At 68.4% G+C, this 24,156-nt stretch carries 20 protein-coding genes; 5 read left to right on the forward strand and 15 right to left on the reverse strand.

Annotated elements, in window-relative coordinates:
* Window positions 1-78 precede the first annotated feature (78 nt).
* Together AC14A7_RS03340 and AC14A7_RS03345 are read right to left on the reverse strand one after the other, a co-directional pair.
* Window positions 79-1,314: an extracellular solute-binding protein gene (locus tag AC14A7_RS03340; RefSeq protein ID WP_484006468.1), complete on the reverse strand. Its 1,236-nt coding sequence runs from the start codon at window positions 1,312-1,314 to the stop codon at window positions 79-81.
* Between the two features lie 80 nt (window positions 1,315-1,394).
* The gene (locus tag AC14A7_RS03345; protein WP_484006469.1) at window positions 1,395-2,792 is read right to left on the reverse strand and encodes a GH1 family beta-glucosidase; all 1,398 of its coding nucleotides are present in this window, start codon (window positions 2,790-2,792) and stop codon (window positions 1,395-1,397) included.
* 139 nt (window positions 2,793-2,931) lie between these two features.
* Here AC14A7_RS03345 and AC14A7_RS03350 point away from each other — a divergent pair, with 139 nt between their 5' ends.
* Window positions 2,932-3,435 (forward strand): RNA polymerase sigma factor, encoded by a 504-nt coding sequence (locus AC14A7_RS03350; protein WP_484006470.1) that lies wholly within the window; start codon window positions 2,932-2,934, stop codon window positions 3,433-3,435.
* A gap of 7 nt (window positions 3,436-3,442) precedes the next feature.
* Window positions 3,443-4,972 (forward strand): hypothetical protein, encoded by a 1,530-nt coding sequence (locus AC14A7_RS03355; RefSeq protein WP_484006471.1) that lies wholly within the window; start codon window positions 3,443-3,445, stop codon window positions 4,970-4,972.
* 250 nt (window positions 4,973-5,222) lie between these two features.
* Here AC14A7_RS03355 and AC14A7_RS03360 read toward each other — a convergent pair whose 3' ends face one another.
* Together AC14A7_RS03360 and AC14A7_RS03365 are read right to left on the reverse strand one after the other, a co-directional pair.
* Window positions 5,223-6,095, reverse strand: coding sequence for a carbohydrate kinase family protein (locus AC14A7_RS03360; protein ID WP_484006472.1), 873 nt, complete (start codon window positions 6,093-6,095; stop codon window positions 5,223-5,225).
* Window positions 6,088-7,002, reverse strand: coding sequence for a pseudouridine-5'-phosphate glycosidase (locus AC14A7_RS03365; RefSeq protein ID WP_484006473.1), 915 nt, complete (start codon window positions 7,000-7,002; stop codon window positions 6,088-6,090). Before AC14A7_RS03365 ends, AC14A7_RS03360 begins: the two co-directional genes overlap by 8 nt.
* Window positions 7,003-7,034: 32 nt before the next feature.
* Here AC14A7_RS03365 and AC14A7_RS03370 point away from each other — a divergent pair, with 32 nt between their 5' ends.
* Both AC14A7_RS03370 and AC14A7_RS03375 read left to right on the forward strand, forming a co-directional pair.
* On the forward strand, window positions 7,035-8,078 hold the full coding sequence (locus AC14A7_RS03370; protein ID WP_484006474.1) for an NAD(P)-dependent alcohol dehydrogenase: 1,044 nt from the start codon (window positions 7,035-7,037) through the stop codon (window positions 8,076-8,078).
* Between the two features lie 51 nt (window positions 8,079-8,129).
* Entirely contained in the window at window positions 8,130-8,531 is a 402-nt protein-coding gene (locus AC14A7_RS03375; protein ID WP_484006475.1) for a hypothetical protein, read from the forward strand.
* On the opposite strand, the gene AC14A7_RS03380 is transcribed toward AC14A7_RS03375, so the two are convergent.
* From AC14A7_RS03380 to hutH, 6 genes are all read right to left on the reverse strand, one after another.
* Window positions 8,511-8,897, reverse strand: coding sequence for a TIGR03618 family F420-dependent PPOX class oxidoreductase (locus AC14A7_RS03380; protein WP_484006476.1), 387 nt, complete (start codon window positions 8,895-8,897; stop codon window positions 8,511-8,513). The genes AC14A7_RS03375 and AC14A7_RS03380 overlap by 21 nt on opposite strands.
* 100 nt (window positions 8,898-8,997) lie before the next feature.
* Window positions 8,998-10,062 carry an alcohol dehydrogenase AdhP gene (gene adhP, locus AC14A7_RS03385; RefSeq protein WP_484006477.1) on the reverse strand — a complete coding sequence of 355 codons (1,065 nt, stop codon included), beginning with the start codon at window positions 10,060-10,062 and terminating at the stop codon, window positions 8,998-9,000.
* 110 nt (window positions 10,063-10,172) lie between these two features.
* Window positions 10,173-11,315: an imidazolonepropionase gene (gene hutI / locus AC14A7_RS03390; RefSeq protein ID WP_484006478.1), complete on the reverse strand. Its 1,143-nt coding sequence runs from the start codon at window positions 11,313-11,315 to the stop codon at window positions 10,173-10,175.
* Window positions 11,312-12,136 (reverse strand): arginase family protein, encoded by an 825-nt coding sequence (locus AC14A7_RS03395; RefSeq protein ID WP_484006479.1) that lies wholly within the window; start codon window positions 12,134-12,136, stop codon window positions 11,312-11,314. The genes hutI and AC14A7_RS03395 overlap by 4 nt, the downstream gene beginning before the upstream one ends.
* Complete coding sequence (gene hutU / locus AC14A7_RS03400; protein ID WP_484006480.1) at window positions 12,133-13,788, reverse strand: urocanate hydratase; 1,656 nt, start codon at window positions 13,786-13,788, stop codon at window positions 12,133-12,135. Before hutU ends, AC14A7_RS03395 begins: the two co-directional genes overlap by 4 nt.
* On the reverse strand, window positions 13,785-15,311 hold the full coding sequence (gene hutH / locus AC14A7_RS03405) for a histidine ammonia-lyase (protein WP_484006481.1): 1,527 nt from the start codon (window positions 15,309-15,311) through the stop codon (window positions 13,785-13,787). The genes hutU and hutH overlap by 4 nt, the downstream gene beginning before the upstream one ends.
* Window positions 15,312-15,395: 84 nt before the next feature.
* Here hutH and AC14A7_RS03410 point away from each other — a divergent pair, with 84 nt between their 5' ends.
* Window positions 15,396-16,151 (forward strand): IclR family transcriptional regulator, encoded by a 756-nt coding sequence (locus tag AC14A7_RS03410; RefSeq protein WP_484006482.1) that lies wholly within the window; start codon window positions 15,396-15,398, stop codon window positions 16,149-16,151.
* A 52-nt stretch (window positions 16,152-16,203) separates the two neighbouring features.
* Here AC14A7_RS03410 and AC14A7_RS03415 read toward each other — a convergent pair whose 3' ends face one another.
* The 5 genes from AC14A7_RS03415 to AC14A7_RS03435 all read right to left on the reverse strand — a co-directional run.
* Entirely contained in the window at window positions 16,204-20,127 is a 3,924-nt protein-coding gene (locus AC14A7_RS03415; RefSeq protein ID WP_484006483.1) for a carboxypeptidase regulatory-like domain-containing protein, read from the reverse strand.
* Between the two features lie 57 nt (window positions 20,128-20,184).
* A complete protein-coding gene (locus tag AC14A7_RS03420; RefSeq protein ID WP_484006484.1) occupies window positions 20,185-21,144 on the reverse strand; it encodes a glycoside hydrolase family 43 protein in 960 nt (319 codons plus the stop codon).
* Window positions 21,141-22,454, reverse strand: coding sequence for a family 1 glycosylhydrolase (locus AC14A7_RS03425; protein ID WP_484006485.1), 1,314 nt, complete (start codon window positions 22,452-22,454; stop codon window positions 21,141-21,143). The genes AC14A7_RS03420 and AC14A7_RS03425 overlap by 4 nt, the downstream gene beginning before the upstream one ends.
* Window positions 22,451-23,269, reverse strand: a complete 819-nt coding sequence (locus AC14A7_RS03430) for a carbohydrate ABC transporter permease (protein WP_484006486.1) — start codon at window positions 23,267-23,269, stop codon at window positions 22,451-22,453. Before AC14A7_RS03430 ends, AC14A7_RS03425 begins: the two co-directional genes overlap by 4 nt.
* On the reverse strand, window positions 23,259-24,156 hold an 898-nt coding region (locus AC14A7_RS03435), incomplete at its 5' end, for a carbohydrate ABC transporter permease (RefSeq protein WP_484006487.1). The genes AC14A7_RS03430 and AC14A7_RS03435, both read right to left, overlap by 11 nt.

A 24,156-nucleotide genomic window follows, 5' to 3' on the forward strand; every position in this document is an offset into this window, starting at 1 on the left:
TCCCCCCACCCGACACTCTTCCTATCTTCGGTGCGAGGGAGGGTGGGGTCCGCCGGGTCGCGGCGGCCCCCGGTTGGCCTACTTGTTGCTGAGGCCCGCGGTCTTCGAGAAGAGGCCGGCGAGCGACTCGTCGCGGTCAGCGCCCGTGAGCACGATCGCGTTGAGGGCGTTGAGCAGCTCCGTGCCGACGGCGCCGTCCCAGTTGGAGACGAGCGGCAGCACCTTGGCCGTTGCGAGCTGGTCGGTGTAGACCTTCACGTTCGGGTCGCTGTTGAGCTCCTCGTCCTCGAGGGCAGAGCTGACGGTTGGCAGCTCTCCGGTGAGGGCGTACCAGGCGAGCTGCTGCTCTGGAGCGGAGACGTACTCGAGCAGGTCGAGAGCCGCATCCTTCTGGTCGGTGTTGTGCCACACGCCGAGGTTCGATCCGGCGAAGAGCGAGACGGAGCCGCCGTCGCCGGCTGGCAGCGGGCTTGCCTGCCACTTGCCGTCGAGCTCCGGGGCGGAGGAGGCGATGCCGTTGCCGAGGTACGGTCCGCTGACGAGCATCGGCGCGACACCGGAGATGAATCCCTGGGTCTGGTCGAAGTCGCCGTTCACGGGAACGCTGCCGTCGGCGTACAGGCCGGCGTAGACGTCGACCGCCTTGGCGAACTCCGGGGTGTCGAAGTCGACGTTGCCGTCAGCGTCGATGACGTCGCCGCCCATGCTCCAGGTGATCTCGATCGGCAGCGGGGCGTCCCACTGCGGGATGTAGTAGCCGTACTGGCCCTCGCCGCGGGCGGTGAGGGTCTTGGCGTACTCGCGCACCTCGTCCCAGGTGGCAGGAGGTGCGTCATAGCCGGCCTCGGCGAGGATGTCGGTGCGGGTGAACAGCACGCGCGTGTCGCTCGTCCACGGCACGCTGACGATCTCTCCGCCGACCGAGGTCGAGGTGCCGGCGACGCCCGACGGGAAGTTCTCCGGGCTGAGGGCCGGGTGGTCGGCGAGCTCGTCGTCGAGCGGAAGCAGTGCTCCCGCGTCGGCGAAGGTGCGCAGCTTCGACAGGCCGATCTGCAGGATGTCGGGGCCGGATCCGGATGCGACCGCGGTGGTCAGCTTCTCGTCGATCGAGTCCCATGGGATCGCGACGACCTCGACCTCGATGCCGCTGTCGGCGACGAGGGTCTCGAAGTTGGCGCCGGAGTCGCCCATGACCCAGACGGTCAGCGGGCCTTCTGCGTCACCGGCGGGGGCTGGGCTCGAGCAGGCGCTCGCACCGAGTGTGATGCTCGCGACCGCGACGGCCGCCAGCACACCCTTTGCTGTTCTCTTCATTGAGTTTCCTTTTCTAGTGAGTGCATTGCGGGGTGGAGTGGTGCAATCGGTGCGATCGGTCCAGACTCGCACCATCAGGCTCACGCCGCGTCGACCGACGCGGCCGCCTGATGCTCTGAGATGAGGCGCCCGTACCAGTGCGCGCTCAGCTTGGGAATCCGCTCCTGGGTGCGGTAGTCGACGTAGACGAGGCCGAAGCGCTTGCTGTAGCCCTCTGCCCACTCGAAGTTGTCGAGGAACGACCACGCGTAGTAGCCGCGCAGGTCGACGCCGGAGCCGATGGCCTCTGCGGCGGCACCGAGGTAGCCGTGCAGGTAGTCGACGCGCTCGACGTCGACGACCTCGCCGTTCGGGTCGACGTAGTCGTGAAAGCTCGCTCCGCTCTCGGTGACGTAGATCGGCAGGCTCGTGAACTCCTCAGAGACGCGGCACAGCACCGCGCGAAGGGAGTCGGGAACGACCGACCAGCCGAAGGACGTGGTGGCCGGCTCCGCAGCGCGCTCGACGAGGTCGAAGGGCCCGGCGCCGGGCTCGTCGTGCACGAGCAGGCGCTGGTAGTGGTTGATGCCCGCGTAGTCGGTGGGGGCGGAGATGATCACGAGGTCGCCATCCATGACTACGTCAGAGAGGCCGAGCGGGTCGAGCACCGCGCGAACGTTCGCCGAGTAGTCGCCGAGGTAGACCGGGTCGAGGAAGACGCGGTTGTTGGCAGCGTCGAGGCGGGTCATCGCAGCGAGGTCGAGGGCGGAGTCGGTTGCGGCGACGAAGTCCTGAACGATGTTGGTGATGCCGATGCGGGCGTGCGGCTGCACTGCCCGCATCTCGGCAACCGCGAGGCCGTGCGCGAGGTTGAGGTGGTGGGCTGCGGCAACCGCGTCGCGCATGCTCGTACGGCCCGGTGCGTGAGCGCCGTAGCCGTAGCCGAGGAACGCGGAGCACCATGGCTCGTTGAGGGTGACCCACTCGTCGGCGAGGTGCCCGAGGGCCTCAACGGTTCTGCGCGCGTACTCCGCGAACCGGTGTGCCGTCTCGCGCGCAGGCCAGCCGCCAGCACTCTCGAGAGGCTGCGGGAGATCCCAGTGGTAGAGCGTGACCAGTGGCCGGATGCCCCGCGCACGAAGTCCGCCGAGCAGCGCCGCATAGAACGCGACCGCTTCACCGTTCAGCTCGCCGCTGCCCGCGGGCTGAAGCCGCGACCACGAGACAGAGAGGCGGTAGTCAGAGACGCCGAGGCTCGCCAGCAGGTCGAGGTCGGCCTCCCAGCGGTGGTAGTGGTCGCAGGCCACGTCGCCGGTGTCGCCGTTGTGGCTGCGCCCCGCCGTGTGCGAGAACGTGTCCCAGATGCTCTGGCCTCGTCCGCCCTCGAAGGCAGCGCCCTCGATCTGGTACGCGGCAGTCGCGAGCCCCCAGCGGAAGTCGGAGGGGAAGGCGCTCGTGTCGAGCTGCGGGGTGCTGGCAAGCCGGCTGTTCTCGGTCATCGTCGATCGATCTCTTGTCGTGGTCGGTACTTATTTCAGACTTTAGTATAAGTCTTGATCAAAGGGTGTCAAGTCAGACGTTCGTGTCGGGCAAAACGTTGGGTTGTCGCTCTCGGCCCCCACCCGCCAGAGTTGAGCCATGACCACCGATGGCTCCTTCGAGCGCGCCTACACGCAGCACCTCCCAGCGGTGAGCTCCTACCTCTCCCGCCGCGTCGAGCGACGCTTCGTCGAAGACCTCGCTGCCGACGTGTTCGCCGTCGCCTGGACCAAGCGCGAGACCGTGGTCGAGGGAGAGGAGCTGCCGTGGCTGTACCGCATTGCGGCGAACCTCGTGGCGAACCACCGCCGCCGCCAGGCCACCGGCGCCTCCCTTGTGCAGCTGCTCCGCACCCCCGACTCCGCGCCGTCTGCGGAGGACATCGTGATCGCCGACGAGTCGCTGGCCGGTGCGTGGCGTGCGCTCAAGGCGCGCGACCGCGAGGTGCTGGCACTCGCGCTGCTGGAGGATCTGCCCATCGCATCCATTGCCTCTGCTCTCGGCATCAGCCCGAACGCCGTCAGCATCCGCCTGCACCGCGCGAGGAAGACGCTCGCGGCACTTCTTGCCGGAGATGAAAGAACCGAGCCCCGCCCGACATAAACAGGGTATGAGCAACAACAACGACGACCTCTCAGCCCGGCTGCGGCGCAGCCTCGACGCTCGCGGCCTCGCGCCGGAGCTCTCGCCAGACCTCGTGTCTGGTGCATCCGATCGCACCGCTCCTCGGCTGGCCAACCCGGCCCGGCGCCTTCAGGTGGCCGGAGGCGCGACACTCATGGTCGCGGCCGTCGCCGTCGGCGCGCTCGTGGTTGCCCCCACGTTCCAGCAGCGGGCACCGCTCTTCACGGCAGCCAGTGGCAGCGCGGCGGGCGGGAGTGCGATGAGCGCAGAAGACTCGACAAGCAAGATGATGGCCAGCTGGATCACCTACGAGTACGTCGCCGGTGACTCCCTCTCGACCGACGGTGGTCGCGGCTCGGTCTACCAGCTCAAGCGCGTCGGCACTGCCGTAGAGCGGGCCGCCCAGATCGCCGCGGCGTTCGACGTCGACGGTGAGCCGCAGAAGTCGTCGTACTTCGACGAGGCCTACCCCAGTTACGTGGTCGGACCGGAGGACGGCACCGCTCCATCGGTCAACGTCACCTGGACCGGCACCGGCAGCTGGTACTACAACAACCCCACCGCCTACCCGCAGAGCGCGTGCGTTCCGCTGCCCATCGAGGGCGATGGCGACATCGGCGACGGCACGACCGGCGACTCCGGCTCTGGCGAGGCGACTGAGCTGGTCGACCCCGGCTTCGCCGTCGGAGAGCCGAGCTGCGAGTACGTCGAGCCGAAGCTCGAAGACAGCCTCGCGCCCCGCGAGGACGAGGCGCGATCGCTGGCCGCCGACCTCTTCGCCGAGACGGGACTGACGGTCGCCCCCGGCGACATCCGGGTGACCGTCGACGCGTGGCAGACGACCGCGACCACGAACCTCGAGGTCGACGGCGTGAAGACCGCGCTCGAGTGGACTGTTGCTTGGTCGGCGACGGGCGATCTCGCCTGGGGCTACGGCCAGTCGATCTCCGTCGTCGACCGCGGCGAGTTCGGCACGGTCTCTGCCGCGAGCGCTGTCGACCGCCTCGACGACTGGCGCTGGTACGGCTCCGCCGGCCCCGACTTCCAGGGTGGCGTGAGCATCCTCGCGATGGATGCCGCACGCTCCTCCGAGGCCGGCGGTGCAGTCAGCCCGGATGCGACGAGCACCGACCCGGTCGACCCCGACGCCCCGGTCTCGAACGAGCCGGACGCTCCGACCGAGGAGCCGAGCACGGAGCCGAGCTCCGAACCGCTGCCAGACCCGAGCGTCGAGCCACTGCCAGAGCCCACCGTCGAGCCGCAGCCGACGGTCGAGCCGGAGCCCATGCCAGAGCCGACCCCCGAGGTTGTCGTCGTCACCGTCGACTCCGCCGAGGCGACCCTGCTCATGATGTGGGACTCCGAGGGCAACGCGTGGCTCGTGCCAGGCTTCGCCGTCGCGCACCCCGACGGCTGGTTCACCACGGTCGTCTCCCTCGAGGAGGGCGTGATCGAACTGCCGGAGCCGATGGTCATCGAGCCATACCTCGAGGAGGACGTGCGCATCGAGGACTAGCTCCCAGCCAGTTCGGAGGATGGCCCCGGGAACCGCGGAATACCGCGGATCGCGGGGCCATCCCGCTGCGCGTAGACACGTCTGTCTGCTGAGGAATACCCAGACTTCAGGGGCACGGTGGTCACTGGTCGCGATGACGGGCCACCGGCGCTCCATTCGCGAGACCCGATTCCGTCATGGATGCGCCACGGTTCACGAGCGCCACTCGTCGAGGCCTCCGCGACCCCCGTACGCGGAGGCCCCGGCGAGATCACGGAGCGGGTCGCGCTCCGAGCTCCGAGACCGCGATGCTCGCCAGCCGCGTGCCGGCGGTGGCAGCGGCCACCGCGTCTGCGCTCGACAGGTACTCGGCGAGGAAGCCGGCGGTGAAGGCATCTCCGGCTCCGGTCGGATCGACCATGGATGCGGCGACAGCCGGCACCGCAACAGCCGGCCCTGCATCGACAGCCACGACCGCGCCGGCACGGTCGAGCGTGACGGCCGCCGCGCCGAAGCGCGCGGCGAGCTCGAGTGCCGCGGATCGCGCGTCATCGCTGCCCGTGAGAGCGCGGGCCTCCTCGAGGTTGGGCACGAGGATCGTCGCGCCATCAATCGCCGTGAGAAACCGCTCCGCCCCGTAGTCGAGCAGGAACCCGGCAGAACCGGGGTCGACGCTCACGGCAAGCCCAGCCGCGCGGGCCCGGCCGATCAGGGCGGTGACGGGGGCGGCATCCGGTCGACTGAACAGGCTGTAGCCGGTGAGGTGGAGGGCGGCGAAGCCGTCGACCTCGATCGCATCGAGGTCGATGGAGTCGTTGGCACCGCGCGCGGTGAGCATGGAGCGCGAGTCGCCGTCGATCAGGATCACGATGGCTCCCGTCGGCAGTGTCGCGTGCCCCTGCAGTCGAGGAATGACCCCGAACCGCTCGAACTCTGCCGAGTGCCGCGCGACGTCGGCCGCGCCGACCATGCCGTGAAACTCGACCGACACTCCGAGGTGGCCGAGCCAGGCGGCGGTGTTGCCGGCCGAGCCGCCGGCGCTCGAACGGATGTCGCTGACCGTGTCGGTATCCGGCCGGATCGGCCCGTGGGGAACCACGATGATGTCGTCGATGACGTCGCCGACGACCAGGACTCTAGGCATGCAGCGCGGCCCAGGCCGTTGCGATGTCACCTGCGACGCGCACGTTGTTGCGCGCGAGGTCGAGGTTGACCTCGAGGCTGCGGCCGCCAGAGAGCTCGACGATCTTGAGGAGGAGGAACGGCGTGACCGCCTTGCCCGTCACACCGGCCTCCTCCGCGAGGGCGAGGGCCTCGGTGAGGATGCGGTCGTGCTCCTCGCGCTCCCACGCCTGATCGGCGGGAACCGGGTTCGCCACCACGATGCCCTGCCCGTGGCCGAGCTCGTCCTGGCTCTTCATGACGGCGGCGACCTGGGCGGCGTTCTCGACCGACCAGTCGAGCGTGAAGGCGCTCTCGCGCAGCCAGAAGCTCGGAAAGACGGTCGTGCCGTAGCCGATGACCGGCACGCTGAGAGTCTCGAGGCGCTCGAGCGTCGCGGCGATGTCGAGCACCGACTTGACGCCGGCGCTCACCACGGTGATCGGGGTGACCGCGAGGGTCGAGAGGTCGGCCGACTCGTCGAAGGTGTCGCTCGCACCACGGTGCACTCCCCCGAGTCCGCCGGTCGCGAAGACGCGGATGCCCGCGAGCGCCGCGAGATGACTCGTGGCCGCGACGGTGGTGGCTGCACTCAGTCCCGCCGCCGCGATGATGGGCAGGTCGCGCACGGAGGCCTTGGCCAGCTCCTCCTCCGCGATGCGGCGAACACCCTCCTCGTCGAGGCCGATGCGCGGCACACCGTCGAGCACGGCGATCGTGGCAGGCGTCACGCCCTTCTCGCGCAGGATCTGCTCGAACTCGATCGCCGCCTCATGGTTGCGCGGGCGCGGGAGTCCGTGGGAGATGATCGTCGACTCGAGGGCGACGACGGGGCGGTTGGCGGCGAGGGCGTCGGCGACGTCGGCGCTGACGATGAATGGAGTTGACATCCCTTTCACTCTATCCGCGGGAGAATAGACCAATGCCTACCGTGAACGCCTTCGCTGCGCCCTCTGCCACCGAGCCACTGATCCGCACCACCATCGAGCGCCGCGAGGTCGGCGAGCACGACGTTCTCATCGAGATCGCGTACTCCGGCATCTGCCACTCCGACATCCACACCGTTCGCGGCGAGTGGGGACCCATCGCCTACCCGCAGGTCGTCGGCCACGAGATCGTCGGCACCGTCACCGAGGTCGGCTCTGCCGTCACGAAGCACGCCGTCGGCGACCGGGTCGGCGTCGGCTGCATGGTCAACTCGTGCCGCGAGTGCGAGAACTGCCTCGCCGGCGAGGAGCAGTACTGCCTGAACGGCAACACCGGAACCTACACCGCCGTCGACCGCGACGGCACGATCACGCAGGGTGGCTACTCGACCCATATCGTCGTCGTCGAGGACTTCGTGCTGAGGGTGCCGGAGTCGATCCCCTTCGAGGCAGCGGCTCCCCTGCTGTGCGCCGGCATCACGACGTACTCCCCGCTCTCGCACTGGAATGCCGGCCCCGGCAAGCGCGTCGCCGTCGTCGGCATGGGCGGCCTCGGCCACATGGCGGTCAAGATCGCCCACGCCATGGGCGCAGAGGTCACCGTGCTCTCGCAGGGCCTGAGCAAGAAGGACGACGGCCTGCGCCTCGGCGCCGACCACTACTTCGCCACGAGCGACCCCGCCACCTTCACGGAACTGCGCAACCACTTCGACCTCATCATCAACACGGTGAGTGCGCCCCTCGACATCAACGCATACCTCACGCTGCTCCGTCTCGACGGGGCCCTCGTCAACGTCGGCGCCCCGCCGGAGCCGCTGCCCATCCAGGTGTTCACGCTGTTCAGCAACCGCCGCACGTTCGCGGGCTCGAGCATCGGCGGCATCCGTGAGACGCAGGAGATGCTCGACTTCTGCGCGACGCACGGCATCGCCTCCGAGGTCGAGGTCATCCCGGCCGAGTACATCAACGAGGCATACGAGCGCGTGCTCAGCTCCGACGTGCGCTACCGCTTCGTCATCGACGTGGCGACGCTGCGCTAGCCCTGCCGCGAGTTGCGCGCCACCGCGGCCGCAGCGCGCCAGACTGGATGCATGACCCGCTTCGTTATCGACGCCCCGGCCGCGATCCGCATCGTTCGCGAGGGCATCGACGTGCAGCACGACCTCGTCGCGCCGAGCGTGCTGCGCTCGCAGGCGCTCGCGCTGATCCATGCCTCGGTGCGTGCCGGTGAGACCAGTCGACAGGATGCCCTGCAGCAGCTCGACGGCATCACGAGCATGCGCATCCGACTGCTCGGCGACCGGGTCTCGCGCGGCACCGCATTCCGGCTCGCGCTGGAGCACGACTGGCCCGACACCTCCCACGCGGAGTACATCGCGGTGACCCGCCTGCAGGCCGACGCGCTCGTCGCGCTCGACCCGTCACTCGCGGCCGTCGCCGACGGCCTCGTGCCCCTCGCCGATTTCGGTGCGCTAGCGGCGCATCCCGCTTGAGCCGAGCACCGACCGCACCTCGAGCACGATGACCACGCGCAGCGGGTTCACCCGCGGCTGGCGGTAGCGCTCGGCATACAGGTCGACGCCGAGCTGCACCTCCTCCGCAGAGCGGGCGATCGTCGCCGTGCCCTGCAGCGTGAGCCAGCGGGGGCCGTCGACCTGGGCGATCGAGGCGCGGCCATCGGCGAGGATGTTGCGCACCTTCCTCGAGTCGCCGGAGGTGATCACACGGGCGACACCGTCGCGGTAGGTGAAGCCGACGGCGACGACGTGGATGCTGCCGTCGGGTGCGAGGGTCGACAGCGTCGCGAGGTGGCGGTCTCTCACGAACGTGATGGCGTCATCCGAGAGCAGTTCAGGCATTGAGGCCGGCGGTCACTATCGCACGAGCCGGCCACCCGCCGTTGTCGTACACAACCGTCGTCGTCTCCATGAGGGCCAGACTAGCTGTGGGTACGACGTATCAGGCACCCGCGAACTCGAACACGATTCGCGCGGGCACCTTGCCGCTCAGGACTTCGTCCATCGCCGACGAGATGGCGCCGAGGTCCCGCGTCTCGGTGACGACCTCGGTGCGTCCTGCGGCGTGCAGTGCGAAGACCTCTCGCAGATCCTCGCGGGTGCCGACGATCGAACCGATCACCGAAATGCCCTTCAGGACCGTTGCGAAGATCGGCAGTTCGAAAGCTCCGTCCTTCGGCAGGCCGACGCACACCAGGCGTCCGCCGCGTCGAAGGCTCTGGAACGCCTGCTCAAACACCTCCGACGACGCCGCGAGGACGACTGCGACGTCGGCACCACCCTCATCCTGGATCGCCTTCACTGGATCCACTGCTGCGGCGTTCACCAGATGGTCGGCGCCCAATCGGGCCGCAAGCTCCAGCTTCTCGTCTACGACGTCGACAGCGGTGACAAACCCTCCGACGAGCTTGGCGTATTGAACCGCAAGGTGGCCAAGACCGCCGATGCCGAAGACAGCGACACGCTCGGCTGGCACGATATGGGCCACCTTGATGGCCTTGTAGGTGGTGACACCGGCACAGGTCAGGGGCGCGGCATCGCGAGCCGTAATGCCCTCCGGCACCTTCACGACGTACCGCGAATCTGCCGTGGAGTACTCCCGCAACCCGCCGTCAATCGAGTAGCCGGTATTGCGCTGGTTCTCGCACAGGGTTTCGCGACCGTCGATGCAGTAGCCGCACGCGCCGCAACCGTATCCAAACCATGGCATCGCGACCCGGTCACCGACGGCGACTTCGGTGACGTCGGCGCCGATCGACTCGACAATTCCCACCCCCTCGTGACCGGGGGTGAAAGGCAGATGCGGCCGCACCGGCCAGTCGCCGTGTGCAGCGTGGATGTCAGTGTGGCACAGCCCGGACGCCTCGACCCTCACGAGAACCTCGTGAGCACCGGGGGTCGGCTTAGGCACTTCCTGAACCTCCGGGGCCGTGGTGAAGTCGGTGACAATGACTGCGCGCATGATGCTCTCCTCGAATGTGGTCGCCAGCGCCGACAAGGTCGACACCGAATCCAACCTCTGTTACGGGCAATCCTTCGCGGGCGATCAGGAGCGATGTAGGGTCCAAAGTCCCGCAGGCGCGAGAGCACCAGCTCGCCCGCGCGCACGTGCCCCACTCACCCGGCGGAGAGCACCTGCCGCACGAGCGGCACCCCCGGCCGGTAGGCGAGGTGCACGTAGCTCGGGGCGTCGAGCACGACCAGGTCAGCCCGGGCTCCGAGGCGGAGGTGGCCGACATCCTCGCGGCGAAGGGCTGCCGCGCCGCCGAGGGTGGCGGCGCGCAGGGCCTCCGTCGGCGTCATCCCCATGTCACGCACGGCGACGGCGATGCAGAACGGCAGCGAGCTCGTGAAGGAGGAGCCGGGGTTGCAGTCGCTCGCGAGCGCGACGGTGACGCCCTCGTCGATGAGGCGGCGGGCATCCGGATACGGCTGCCGGGTGGAGAACTCGACACCGGGCAGCAGGGTGGCGACCGTGTCGCTGCCCGCGAGTGCCTCGATGTCTGCGTCGGATAGGAAGGTGCAGTGGTCGACGCTTGCGGCACCGAGCTCGACCGCGAGGCGCACCCCGTCGGACTCCCCGAGCTGCCCGGCGTGCACCCGAAGGCCAAGACCGGCTGCGGCGCCAGCGAGCAGGATGCGGCGCGACTCCTCGACAGTGAACGCACCGGTCTCGCAGAACACGTCGATCCATCGCGCGAACGGAGCGCACGCCGCGAGCATCTCGCCGACGACGAGATCGACGTAGCCGTCGCGATCGTCCTCATACTCCACCGGCACGACGTGCGCCCCGAGGAAGGTGGTCTCCGGCGTCAGAGTGCTCGCGAGCCGGAGGGCCCGTGCCTCGTCGGCGACGGTGAGGCCGTAGCCGCTCTTGATCTCGACGGTCGTCATGCCCTGTGCCCGCATCTCGGCGACGAGGGCGGCGGCACGGGCGAGCAACTGGTCGTCCGAGGCCTCGCGGGTGAGGCGCACGGTCTTTCGGATTCCGCCCGCCTCGTAGCGGCGACCAGCCATCCTCGCCTCGAACTCGTCGGCGCGGTCGCCAGCGAAGACCAGGTGGCTGTGGCTGTCGACGAAGCCAGGGATGACGCACGCACCACCCGCGTCGATGCGGTGGTCTGCAGCGGGGGCGTCGCTCGCGTCCCCGACCCACACCACGACTCCGTTCTCGATGACGAGGGCGGCTTGCGTGCGCTCCGGTCGCTCCTCGTCGTGCGTGACGAGCAGGCCGATATCGGTGATGACAGTGGTGGTCACGACCGCGCCCCGATGATCTCGAGCACGCACAGCGCGACGAGGCGCACGGTGCGGCCGTCGGGGGTGTCGGCCGCGGCATCCACCTCGACGAGGTCGACGGAGGTGACCGAGGGGTGCGCCCCCGCTGCAGCAGCCGCCTGCCGCAGCTGCCACGCCGAGATGCCACCCGGAACGCTCGCGGGGCACGCGGGCGCGACGGAGCGGTCGCACACATCCACGTCGAGGTCGACGTGCACACGGCCACCACCGGAGGACGCGATCTCGAGGGCCTCCGCCATCGCGTCGGCCATGCCGCGGCGCTCGAGGTCGGCCCTCGTGATCACCGTGATGCCGAGGTCGCGGGCCCGCTGCGCATAGGCCGCCGAGTTGGCGAAGGGCTCGATGCCGACCTGCACGACGCGCCGTCCGTCGAGCCCGGCATCGATGAGCTCGCGCACCGGCGAGCCGTTGCTGTGACCGTCGCGCAGGTCGTGGTGGGCGTCGAGGGTGACGAGCCCGGCGCTCGCGAGGTCCGATCCGAGCCGCGCCAGTGCGACCGGAACCGTCGCGGAGTTGTCGCCGCCGATGGCGACGAGAAGCGTGGCCTCGATGCGACCGAGGTCGACGACGTCGAGAGTGTCGCCGGCATCCACGATCGAGAGGGGCGACCGGATGCTGTAGCGCCGAAGCGCATCGCGCACCGCCGCGGGCGTCAGCTGCGCGTTCGTCGCAGACAGCGAGCTCTCGTGCGTCGGAACCCCCACGAGCGCCACGTCGGCTGCGCCGGTCGGCGAAGGCCAGTCGCCGGCGCGCGGCCAGAGCGGATCGTGGGAGAGGGTCACGCCTCAGCTCCCTCGATAGACGCCTCTCGCATCGGCACGCGCACGTCGAGCCTCTCTGCCACCGCGATCGCCTCGTCGTAGCCGGCATCGACATGGCGGATGACGCCCATCGCCGGGTCGTTCGACAGCACGCGCGCGATCTTCTCCCCGGCGAGCGCGGTGCCGTCGGCCACCGTCACCTGCCCGGCGTGGATCGAGCGACCGATACCGACGCCGCCGCCGTGGTGGATCGATACCCAGGTCGCGCCCGACGCCGTGTTGACGAGCGCGTTGAGCAGCGGCCAGTCGGCGATCGCGTCGGAGCCGTCCTTCATCGCCTCGGTCTCGCGGTACGGCGAGGCGACCGAGCCGGAGTCGAGGTGGTCCCGCCCGATGACGACGGGGGCGGCGAGCTCGCCGGAGGCGACCATGTCGTTGAAGCGTGCTCCGGCGACATCCCGCTCCCCGTAGCCGAGCCAGCAGATGCGCGCGGGCAGCCCCTGGAAGTGCACGCGCTCGCCGGCGAGCCGGATCCAGCGCGCGAGCGACTCGTTCTCTGGGAAGAGTTCGAGCACGGCTCGGTCGGTCTTGGCGATGTCGCTCGCCTGGCCGCTGAGCGCGGCCCAGCGGAACGGCCCCTTGCCCTCGGCGAAAAGCGGCCGGATGTAGGCGGGCACGAACCCGGGGAACGCGAACGCGTCCGCGTAGCCCGCTGCCTTCGCCTCCGTGCGGATGTTGTTGCCGTAGTCGAACACCTCGGCGCCCGCGCGCTGGAACCCGACCATCGCCTCCACGTGCACGGCCATGCTCTGCCGCGCGAGGTCGGCGAAGCCGGGGTCGAGGCGCGCCTGCTCCCAGTCGTCGAAGGCGACCTCGAGCGGGAGGTAGGCAAGCGGGTCGTGCGCGCTCGTCTGGTCGGTGACGATGTCGATCTCCGCGCCCATGGCGAGCAGCTGCGGCACGAGGGCGGCGGCATTGCCGAGCACGCCGATCGAGAGCGGCTTGCTTGCGTCGCGCGCGGCGTAGGCGAGGTCGAGCGCCTCGGCGAGCGACCCGGCAGACACGTCGAGGTAGCCGTGGTCGAGCCGGCGGGCGATGCGCGACGGGTCGACGTCGATGCAGATCGCGACGCCGTCGTTCATCGTGACGGCGAGCGGCTGGGCACCGCCCATGCCCCCGAGTCCGGCGGTGAGGGTGATCGTTCCGGCGAGCGTTCCGTTGAACCTCTTCGCTGCAACCGCGGAGAAGGTCTCGTAGGTGCCCTGGAGGATTCCCTGGGTGCCGATGTAGATCCACGACCCGGCGGTCATCTGGCCGTACATCGTCAGGCCGAGCTGCTCGAGACGCCGGAACTCGTCCCAGTTGGCCCAGTCGCCCACGAGGTTGGAGTTGGCGAGCAGCACGCGCGGCGCCCACTCGTGGGTCTGCATGACGCCGACCGGCTTGCCCGACTGCACCAGCAGGGTCTCGTCGCCCTTGAGTGTCTGCAGCGTGCGCACGATCGCGTGGTAGCTCGGCCAGTCGCGCGCGGCCTTGCCGGTGCCGCCGTAGACGACGAGGTTCTCCGGGTGCTCTGCGACCTCCGGATCGAGGTTGTTCTGCAGCATGCGAAGGGCGGCCTCCTGCGGCCAGCCGAGAGTGTGCAGCTGCGTGCCGCGATGTGCGCTGATCATGCTGTCTCCAATCCGCTCGCCCGAAGCAAGCTGCCATCCACCACGAGGTCGACCGCCGCCGCGATCTCGGGCGCGAGGTAGCGATCCGGCCCGACGCCCTGCACCCGCGTGCGCAGTGCGGCGATGACCGCCGCCGACACGGGCGACGGCGTCTCGCCGCGCATCTCGATGCCGCGCGCTGCCGTCATGAGCTCGATCGCGAGCACGCGCTGCAGGCCGTCGATGCTGCGGCGCAGCTTGCGGGCCGCGCTCCAGCCCATCGAGACGTGATCCTCCTGCATCGCGCTCGTCGGAATGGAGTCGACGGATGCGGGAGCCGCCAGCCGCTTCAACTCGCTCACGATCCCCGCCTGCGTGTACTGCGCGATCATATGGCCGGAGTCCACGCCGGGGTCGGCCGCGAGAAAGGCGTTGAGCCCGCCGTTGCGGCTCTTGTCGAGAAAGCGGTCGGTGCGGCGCTCGCTCATGCTCGCGACATCCGCGACGACGATGGCGAGAAAGTCGAGCACGTACCCGACCGGTGCCCCGTGGAAGTTGCCGTTCGACTCGACGCGGCCGTCCGTCGTCACCACGGGGTTGTCGATGGCGCTGGCAAGCTCGCGCTGCGCGACCGTGCGGGCATGGTCGAGGGTGTCGCGCGCGGCCCCGTGCACCTGGGGGGCGCAGCGCAGCGAGTAGGCATCCTGCACCCGGGTGAACCCCGCGACCTGGTGGGCCGCGATCGTGCCGGAGCCGGCGAGCACCGCGCGCATGTTCGCGGCGCTCTCCCTCTGGCCCGGGTGCGGCCGCAGTGCCTGCAGGTCAGCGGCGAAGACGGTGTCGGTGCCCGCGAGACCCTCGACGCTCATGGCGGCAGCGAGGTCGGCGGTCGTGAGCAGCGCGTCGAGGTCGGTGATGGCGAGGGCGAGCATGCCGAGCATGCCGTCGGTGCCGTTGATGAGGGCGAGGCCCTCCTTCTCCTGCAGCACGACGGGCTCGACGCCGGCCGCGGCGAGCGCTTCGGCTGCCGGCCCCGCGATGCCGTCCACCAACACCTCGCCCTCCCCCATGATCGCGAGAGCGCAGTGGGCGAGGGGCGCGAGGTCACCGGAGCAGCCGAGGCTGCCGTACTCGCCGACGACAGGGGTGATGCCGGCGTTGAGCAGGTCGGCGTAGCGCTGGGCGACGACCGGGCGAACGCCCGTGCGACCCGTGGCGAGGGTCGAGAGGCGCAGCAGCATCATGCCGCGCACGACCTCGCGCTCGACCTCCGGTCCGCTGCTGGCAGCGTGGCTGCGCACGAGGGATCGCTGCAGCTGCTGGCGCTGCTCGAGCGGGATGTGCTTGGTGGCGAGAGCGCCGAAACCCGTCGACACCCCGTAGTGCGGCCTGTCGTCGCTGGCGAGCAGCTCGATCACCGCGCGGGAGTCGGCAATGGCCGCGAGCGCCTCTGGCGAGAGCTCTACGCGAGCGCCATGCCGCGCCACGGCAACGAGCTCTTCGACGCGAACGGCGCCGACACCGACGACCACTGTCTGAACCATGCACGTCATTCAACGCCTGCGGCCTCGGGCGTGGGGAGGAGCGAGGGCATACTCTGTCTGAGATACCAGACAGAAGGAGACCGGATGCCAGAGGTGCCAGCCGCGCGCAGCGCCCTCCGCGTCCTGCGCCTCCTTGCCCACCGCGGACAGCCGATGCCAGCCGCGGTGATCGCCCGGGAGCTCGGCATTCCCCGCTCGACCCTGTACCAGCTGGCCAGGGCGATGATGGACGAGGGCTTCCTCGTGCACTACCCGGAGGATCGCTCCTACGGTCTCAGCGACCTCGTCGCCGAGATGGGATCTGCCTCGGTGCAGAGCGACCGGCTGGCGCGGCTCGCGCATCCGCTGCTCGAGCGGCTCGTCGCGCAGGCGCGGGTGCCGGTCGTCGCCCACCTCGCGGTGCTGACAGGGGCGGAGGTCACGTACGTCGACAAGGTGGCGGTGCCGCGGGCACCGACCACGGTCTCCAGTGTCGGCGTTCGCCTCCCCGCCCACCTCACGGCGACCGGTCGCGCCATGCTCGCCGGTCTCTCGAGCGCGCAGGTGCGTGCGCTGTACCCGAGCCGCGACAGCCTCGTGCGCCGTGTTGGGCCAGGGCCGCGCACGCTGGCAGAGCTGGATCACCTGCTCGCCGACGTGCGCGCCCGCGGCTGGGCCTCGGAGGAGGGCGACGTCATGGGCGGCTACTCGTCCGTCGGCGCCGCGGCGCTCGACCGCAACGCCCACCCCGTCGCGGCGATCGGGCTGACCTACCGCTCAGAGCTCGACGCCGGCGACGAGCTCGGCCCGCTCGTCGTCGCGACCGCCGCCGCGCTCTCGGCGAGGCTGGCGGGCCGCTAAACCGTCGCGATAGGCGAAGGGCCGAGGCGGGAATGCCGCCCCGGCCCCGTCGCTACGGCACCAGTCGCACGGGCAGCGTTGTTGCTCCCGTTGCGCTCACCTCCAACTGGTTTCGGGTGTAGGTCGTGTAGCCCGTCTTGCTTACCTGCACCGACACCGTGCCCGTCGAGGCCCCCGAGATCAGGAAGAAGCCCTCGGCGTTCGTTGTCGTGCTGGCACCGCCCACGATCTGCACCGTGGCCCCGCTGATCGCGGCACCGGCGCTCGTCGTCACTCGACCCGTTACGGCAGGCAGGGTGACAGAAGCCGCCCCGATGTCGATCGTCAGCACGGTGTAGCTATGCGCGGGGAAGCTGTAGCTGAACGAACTGCCGACACCCGAGACCGTGGAGGTCGCTGCCTGTACGGTGGTCGGGCTCTGCCAGGTGTTCTGGTCGAGGTAGCTCGACGAGTTCACCGTGCGCGCCACGGCCGTCGAACCGATCGACCCTCCGTTGGCGATCGAGATCGCCGTCGTGGTCGCGCTCGACGGATCACGGTTGAGCACCGAAACGAAGAGCTTCGACCCGTCTGCCGACCGAGTCGTCGTCACATCGAGATACGGCACGTTCGCCCGGGATGGGAGGTTGCCCATCGCCGGCGCGTTGTAGGTGCTGGATGTCGATGTCGACTTCACGAGGAGCGGTCCATGCTGCGCGGCGACGAGTCGCTGCACCTCATAGGCCGGCGTCACGAACGAGCCGCGGTTGCCGACCCGGAACGATCCGCCATCCCAGAAGTTGACGAGCGTCGAGGCCGCGTTGATCTCGTTGAGATCCGGTCTCCTCATCAACAGGTTGAGAATGCCGGCCTCGGCGAGTCCACCCTCGAGCGTCCGAGTGCGGCGGTGCTCCTCGTTGAAGTACATCGCCGCGTGCTCGAGAACGGCGAGCTTGATGTCATTCGTCGTGTTGGCGAGAATGGCGTCACCGCTCGCGGCAAGCCGGTCGCCGATGGTGAGCGCGGCCCCCATGCTCGCCGAGTAGACATCACTCGACGAGTAGTTCTGCGGGAGCCCCTGCGGACTGTAGTAGTGAACGGCGACCTGATCGATCTTGGAGCCAGCCGTCTGCACGAGGGTGGTGTTCCAGGCCTGGCTTGCGCTGTTTCCGTCGCCGCCTTCGCCGATGAACTCGATGGAGGCATCCTTCGCGTACATGGCGTCGCGGAACTGCACGTAGCTGTTTGCGAAGGTTGTGGCGTCGGTGTGGCCTGGCGTCCACCATCCCCAGACCTCGTTGCCGATCTCCCAGTGTTTGATGCCCCACGGAGTCGACTTGCCGTTGGCCGCTCGCGCTGCGCCCTGTGTCGTGCCGGTAGATCCGTTGACGTACTCGACCCAGTTGGCCGCGCTTGTCGACGTGCCCTGGCCCCAGTTGACATTGAGGATCACCTGGAGGCCCATCGCCTGCGCGAGGTCAAGGATCTCGTGCGTGCCGACATCGTTCGTCATCCACTGCGCGTCCCACTGGGCGAAGTAGGTCGGCTGCCGCGAGTCGCGGGATCCGACCCCGTCTGCCCAGTTGTACGAATCGGCGATGATGCCACCCGGCCAGCGGATCATTACGGGATCGAGCACGTCGACGCGGTCGACGAAGTCCTTGCGCCATCCCCCGTATGACACCTCCGACGGGTCGAGGGGCATGAGGCTCGGCATGTCGATTGCGAGCGTCCCGGTTCCCGCGGTGCCGATGAACAGCTTCGCGTACGGGTCGGTTGTCGATGGCGTGAGCGTGGCTGTGTACTTAGCCCAGCTTCCCGTCACCCCGGAGAGCGTCGCGCTCGCATAGGTCGTGTACGACGGGCCGTCACCGGTCGCCGGTCCGAGGTAGACCGTCACCGGCGTACTGAGACCCGTCTGCTTGAGCCACACCGAGAAGGCGTACTGCTTGCCCGCGGCCACCTGCACGTCGCGTTGGGCGATTCCGCGGCGACCTGTCGTGTGCTGCGTCACCTGCACCTGCTGAGCGGAGGCACCGTTGTAGGCACCCGCGACCTGGGTGTAGTTCGCACGATCGGCATAGCCGTCGTCGAACCACGACCCCTGACGGTTCCAGGTGATGTAGTCCCAGGCGGTGGTCGACGATCCGTAGCCGTACGCGAACACCTGGAACTCGGTGTTGCCAACGGCGCTCACTCCCTCGAGTCGGTGCACCAGCGAGCCGTCGTAGTAGAACGAGAAGGTTCGTCCGCCCGATGTCCACGGGCTGACCTCGATCCTCAGCTTGCCCGGTGTGGTCACTGCGGGCCCGGTCCAGGTCGTCACCCCGTCGCCGAACACCTTGAGCACGCCGCCCTCGACCCCGAACTCGACGAACTTGGTGAAGTCACCTCTGCCCGTGCCCGCATAGATATTGAGCAGCGCATTCGTTCCAGAGACGGAGTCGAGCTTCGCGTCGACCGTGTAGCCGTAGACGTCGCTCTCCTCCAGCCGCGGGGAGATCACGCCATAGCGACTGCCGGCCACCCCGGCGATGGTCATCTGGCTGTTGCCCTGAGTCGCGGTGCCCCAGCCACCCGCGAGGGAGATGGGCGTCCACTCAACACTCGGCCCCGGACCCCCCTCGAACCCTGGCGCAAACTGGTCCCATAGGTGCACGCCGTTGATTCCGACGCGGTCCCACTGGGTGACGGAGGTTCCGAATCCGTACAGTCCGACCCGGAAGTCGCCCTTCGGGACGTCCTTGCGATCCCACAGTTCGTGCACCTTCGTGCCGTTGACGTAGAAGCGGAATGAGCGGCCGTTGGCATAGAAGGGGCTCACCTGCACGGAGAGGGTCGCTGGGAGCGTCACTGCGCCGCCGGTCCAGTTGTAGCCGTCGGGGGCGAACACTTTCGCGACACCGCCTTCGACGCCGAACTCCATGAACTTGGAGAAGTCCCCGGCTCCGGAACCGCCGTAGATGTTGATGAGCCCGTTGGTGCCAGACACCGACTGGAGCCGCGTGTCGACGGTCGTCCAGTCGACGGCGCTGTTGCGCACCGGTGCCGAGAGCAGGGCGTACCGCGAGCTCGCCGTGCCTGTCACCTGCGCCCGCCCGCTCGCAACGGATACCGACCCGGCGATGCCGCCCTGCAGCAGGGTGGGTGTCCACCGCGATGACAGAGCCGTGCCCCCGAAGCTGTCGAAGGTGTCGTCGTGCGAGACCGTTACGTAGTCGGCGACAACCGTGCCCGTGTATCCGTACAGGAAGGCCCGGTAGTCGTCAGGGAGCAGGGTGTATCCCGTCACCGTTCTCACCAGGGAGCCGTTGTAGTAGAAGTCGATGTCACGAGCGGTGCCGGACTGCGGCGAGACGACGATCTTAAGTGTCGCCGGAAGGGTCGCGGCCCCTCCGGTCCACGCGGTCAGACCATCGCCATAGACCTTCAGGTTGCCCCCCTCGACGGCGAACTCGAGGTACTTGCTGAAGTCGCCGGCACCGGTGCCCCCGTATACGCCGAGGATGGCGTTTGTCCCCGATGCGCTCACGATGCGCGACTCGACAGTTGTCGCTGTGTACTTCGTGTCGCCGAGGTTGTTCGAGACGATGCCCCATCGACCTGCGGATGCCGCCGCAAGCGAGACGGATCCCGAGCCGACCGTGACCGTTCCGGCTGCGACCCCGTCGAGCGAGACGGGCGTCCAGCGCGAACGGTCGAGAGACGAACCGGAGAAGTGGTCGTAGAGGGTGCTCTGGGTCGATGCCACCGTCTCCGTCTCGAATGAGCGGTTTCGCAGGCGCTCCGCCCACGCTCCATTCATCTCGTCGTACGCCCACTCCGCCATCTGTCCGACGACGGTGGGCTGGATCACCCCTTGCACGGCGCCCGCGTCTATAGCGATCGTGCCTGTGCCGGCGAGGGCCGGCTGAAGCGGCGCCGCCGTGAGTGCGACGACTAGCGCCGCAACTGCCGCGGCTCTCGCCGCTGCTCGTTTCCTGATGTTCACTGTCATTCCTTTACACTTCGTCGGGTAATGGAACTGCGATGCTGAATCGTTAAAGCATTCAGGTCACCCCAGCGTGGATCCCCGCGTGCTGCGGGGGGTGGATGAACCCTGGATCGGGCCGTCGACCCAGGGTCCCTCCGGCTTGAAGGAGATGCGGTGCACGTGCATCCTGCGTGCGTCGTGCGCCTCATCCCAGGCGTGGAAGGCAATGGCGTCGTCGCCTTCTGGCGTGACGACGAGTGAATTGTGCCCCGGGCCGATCAGGCCGTGCATGCCGGTCGCGAGCAGCGGTGGCGTGCCCTCTGGCGCATGAGCCCATGGGCCGAGCGGACTCGGGGCGACTGCCCACGACACGGCGTACCCATCCCCCGTCCACGCCCCACCGGAATAGGTCAGCCAGTACCGGCCGTCGCGGAAGATGACCGACGGACCCTCGAGGGTGTGCCAGTCGATGGTCGCGCCGTAGATGCTGCGGTTTCGCTCAAAGAGCTGCCAGTCGGCGTTGGGCGCGAGCACGGCGACGGGCTGCCCCTCGGCACGGGTCATCGTTGCGAGTCGGACGACGGCGAGCTGGGTTCCGGGCCGAGGGTCGTCAAGCACATCACGCGCGAAGAACAGGTACCAGCTGCCGTCAAGGTCTCTGAAGGGATGCGCGTCGATCGCGAACGACTCGCCAGGAGTCAGGTTCACTCCCTGGTCGACGAAGGGGCCGAGCGGGGAGCGCGATCGCGCGACGCGCACATGGTGACCGCTGATTCCGTGGCCGACCGAGTAGTACATCCACCACGCACCGTCGGCCTCCACAACCTCCGGCGCCCAGTACTCGTCGCCGAGGCTCGCGTCGACGCGTGGCATGACGGCACCATATGCGCGCCAGTGCACCAGGTCGGTCGAGACGAGTGCCTCGAAGACCGTGCTGCCCTCGGCGGGAGGGCGGCCCGTTCCGTAGGCCACGTAGGCGCCATCGGCGAAGCGGAGCACAAACGGATCGGCGAAGTACGACTCGTACACCGGCGCCGTCACGACAGCTCCCGAAAGAGCTCGGCCGCTGGAGTTGCGACTCGCTCGAGCGCTCCGCTCGCGGTCTCCTCTAGTCGCACAAGGCCCATCCGCCGAAGGAACGGGGTCTTTCCGTCTGCAGGGTCGCCGAGCGATGGCGCCGGGCCGATCTCGGTCGAGCCGTCTGCCGCCTGCCGCTGCACCACGAACTCCTCGACATTGGCGCCGCCGGCTGCCCACGACCAGTCAACGAAGTCGAATAGCGGCCACCAGGTGTACCCCCGGATGTCCGCGCCGCCAGCAGCAAGGCCGCGCACCGCCACAGCTGAGTCGCGAAGCCATCGCGTGCGCAGGTCGTCGTCTCCCTCGATGCTCGTCTCCGTGATCACCAGGGGAAGCGAGTAGCGGGCCGAGAAGCCAGAGACGGCCTCGACGAGCCCGTTCGTCCAGTCGTCGAACGACAGCTGCGCGACAGAACCAGCCACGGTCGTGATCCGCCTCGGGGTGAGGTCCGGGTAGTAGTTGACACCGATGATGTCGGGAACCTGTGGATGCTGGAGGAGCCACAGCAAGTCATCCTGCGAGGCACCGTGGTCGAGCAGCCACGACCACAGCGGATGCGACTCATCCACCCTGCCGACGATGAGGTCGGTGGGCAGCCAGCCGATGTCGCGCACCAGCGCCGTGTGCTCGTCGAGTGCTGGCTCCTCGGTGTGCACCACGGTCGACGCCTCAACGTGCACGATGACCGCGTCCGGGTTGACGGCACGTATGGCCGCGGTCGACCGCACCATGCCGAGAGCCATCGGCACCGCAACCGCGATCCATCCATCCCAGCCCGTCAGCCTCGGCGGCCAGACGCCACGCAACCCGCAGAAAGATGCGGTCGTGACCGGTTCGTTGAGCGGGGTGAAGTGCGTCACCCTGCCGCGGTAGCGCTCGGAGAAGGCGCGAGAGAACTCCTCGATCGCCGCCGGGTATCGCTCGTCTGCGAACGAGTGCCGCAGCCACCGTGGCGTGCCGTAGTGAACGAGATCAGCCACGATAGTCAGGCCGAGAACGTCCACCGCGAAGGCAAGGATCTCGTCGAGCTCTCCCCACTCGAACTCACCGGGTGCCACGTGCACCACCGGCCAGCTGACGCCGTAGCGCAGTGCGGTCGCCCCAAGGTCGCGGGCAAGGGTCAGATCTGCCATCCACGACTCGCTGTGCCCGGTGAGGATGTGCTCGTCGAGCGGCTGCTCGTGTGGGCTCACCGGGTAGACACAGGTGTCCTCGATGCCGACCAGCCACGTGAACGAACCCCGCCTGAACGGCGAGCTCGCCGGGATCACTTGAGCCCCGTCGTCGCGATGCCCGCCACGAAGTACTTCTGCGCGAGGAAGAACGCGAGAGCAAGGGGGAGCAACGAGATCGTGGCGCCCGCGAGGAGCACGGCGTGGTCGGTGACATGCTGCCCGCCGAACAGGGTGAGGCCTGCCGGGAGCGTGCGCATCTCGGTCGAGCTCGTGACGATCAGCGGCCACAGCAGGTCGTTCCACAGGTTCATGAAGTGCAGCACGGCGAGGGTTGCCAGTGCGGGCTTCGCGAGCGGAAGGATGATGCGCCAGTAGATGCGAAGGTGACCCGCGCCGTCGATGCGGGCCGCCTCGTCCAGTTCTCTCGGGATCGTGATGAAGAACTGGCGCAGCATGAAGATGCCGAACGCACTCGTCGCGCGCGGGATGATGAGGCCCTGGTAGGTATCGAGCCACCCGAAGTGGAACAGCTCGATGAACACGGGAATCAGCGTCACCTGGAACGGCACCATGAGCGTCGCGATCACCAGGATGAAGAGCACGTTCGACCCGCGGAACGGGATCCGCGCGAGCGCGTAGGCGCACATCGAGTCGAAGAGCAGGCAGAGCACCGTGGTCACTCCGGCGAAGATGAAGCTGTTGAGCAGCAGACGGAGGAACGGCAGCTCCTGCCAGATGCTCGTGTAGCCGTCGAGAGTCCACTCGGTCGGCAGCAGGCTCCACGGTGCTCCGAACAGATCTGCTTCGCTGCGGAACGAGCCGGCGACCATCCAGACGAATGGGATGAGCGCTGCCGCGATGCCGATGGAGAGCAGCACCCACTTGATCGAGAGTCGGAGGCTAGTCAACATCGCGGTACCTGAACAATCTGAGCTGCAGTGCGGAGAGCACCATGATGATGACGAACAGCACCCACGCGATCGCGGAGGCGTAGCCGATGTCGAAGTTGGTGAAGCCCTCGCGGAACATCATCGTCACGAGCGTGTCGGTGGCGAATAGCGGGCCGCCGTTGGTCATGACGTAGACGAGGTCGAAGACCTGGAGGGAGTTGATCGTGAGGATCATCGTGACGAAGAGCAGGGTCGGTCGAATGCTCGGCAGCGTCACGTGCCAGTTGAGCTGCCGCGCGTTGGCCCCGTCGATGCGCGCCGCCTCGTAGAGGCTGTCTGGCACGCCCTTGATGCCGGCGAGCAGGATGACCATCGCATAGCCAACGGTCTTCCACACGCTCACGAAGATGATGGTGGGCAGGGCAAGGTCGGGGTCCTGGAGGAAGGCGACGGGGTCGCCGCCGAAGAGCGAGACGATGCCACCGATGAATCCGATGCGCGAGTCGAGCAGGAAGCGCCAGACCAGGCCGATCGTTGCGAGTGCGACGATCGTGGGAAAGAAGAAGACGGAGCGCACGATGCGGTTGAGCAGTGTCTCGCGTACGAGGGCCGTCGCCGCCCAGTAGCCGAGCGCGATCTGCAGCACGACGCTGACAACCGAGAAGGCGAGGGTGATGCGAAGGGCGTTCCAGAAGAGCTCATCAGCGAAGAGCTCCTCGTAGTTGGCGAGCCCGACCCACTCCTGCACGTCTCTGCCGATGCGCCAGTTGTGCAGGCTGTACCAGAAGGACTGAGTGATCGGATACACGATGAAGACGAGCAGGATTGCGAGGCTCGGCAAGGCGAACAGCCACGCCGGCTGCCAGCGGAACCGCCGTTTGGATGGGCCTCCCCGGGCGACCGGGGGG

The sequence above is a fragment of the Conyzicola sp. genome, assembly GCF_057073975.1.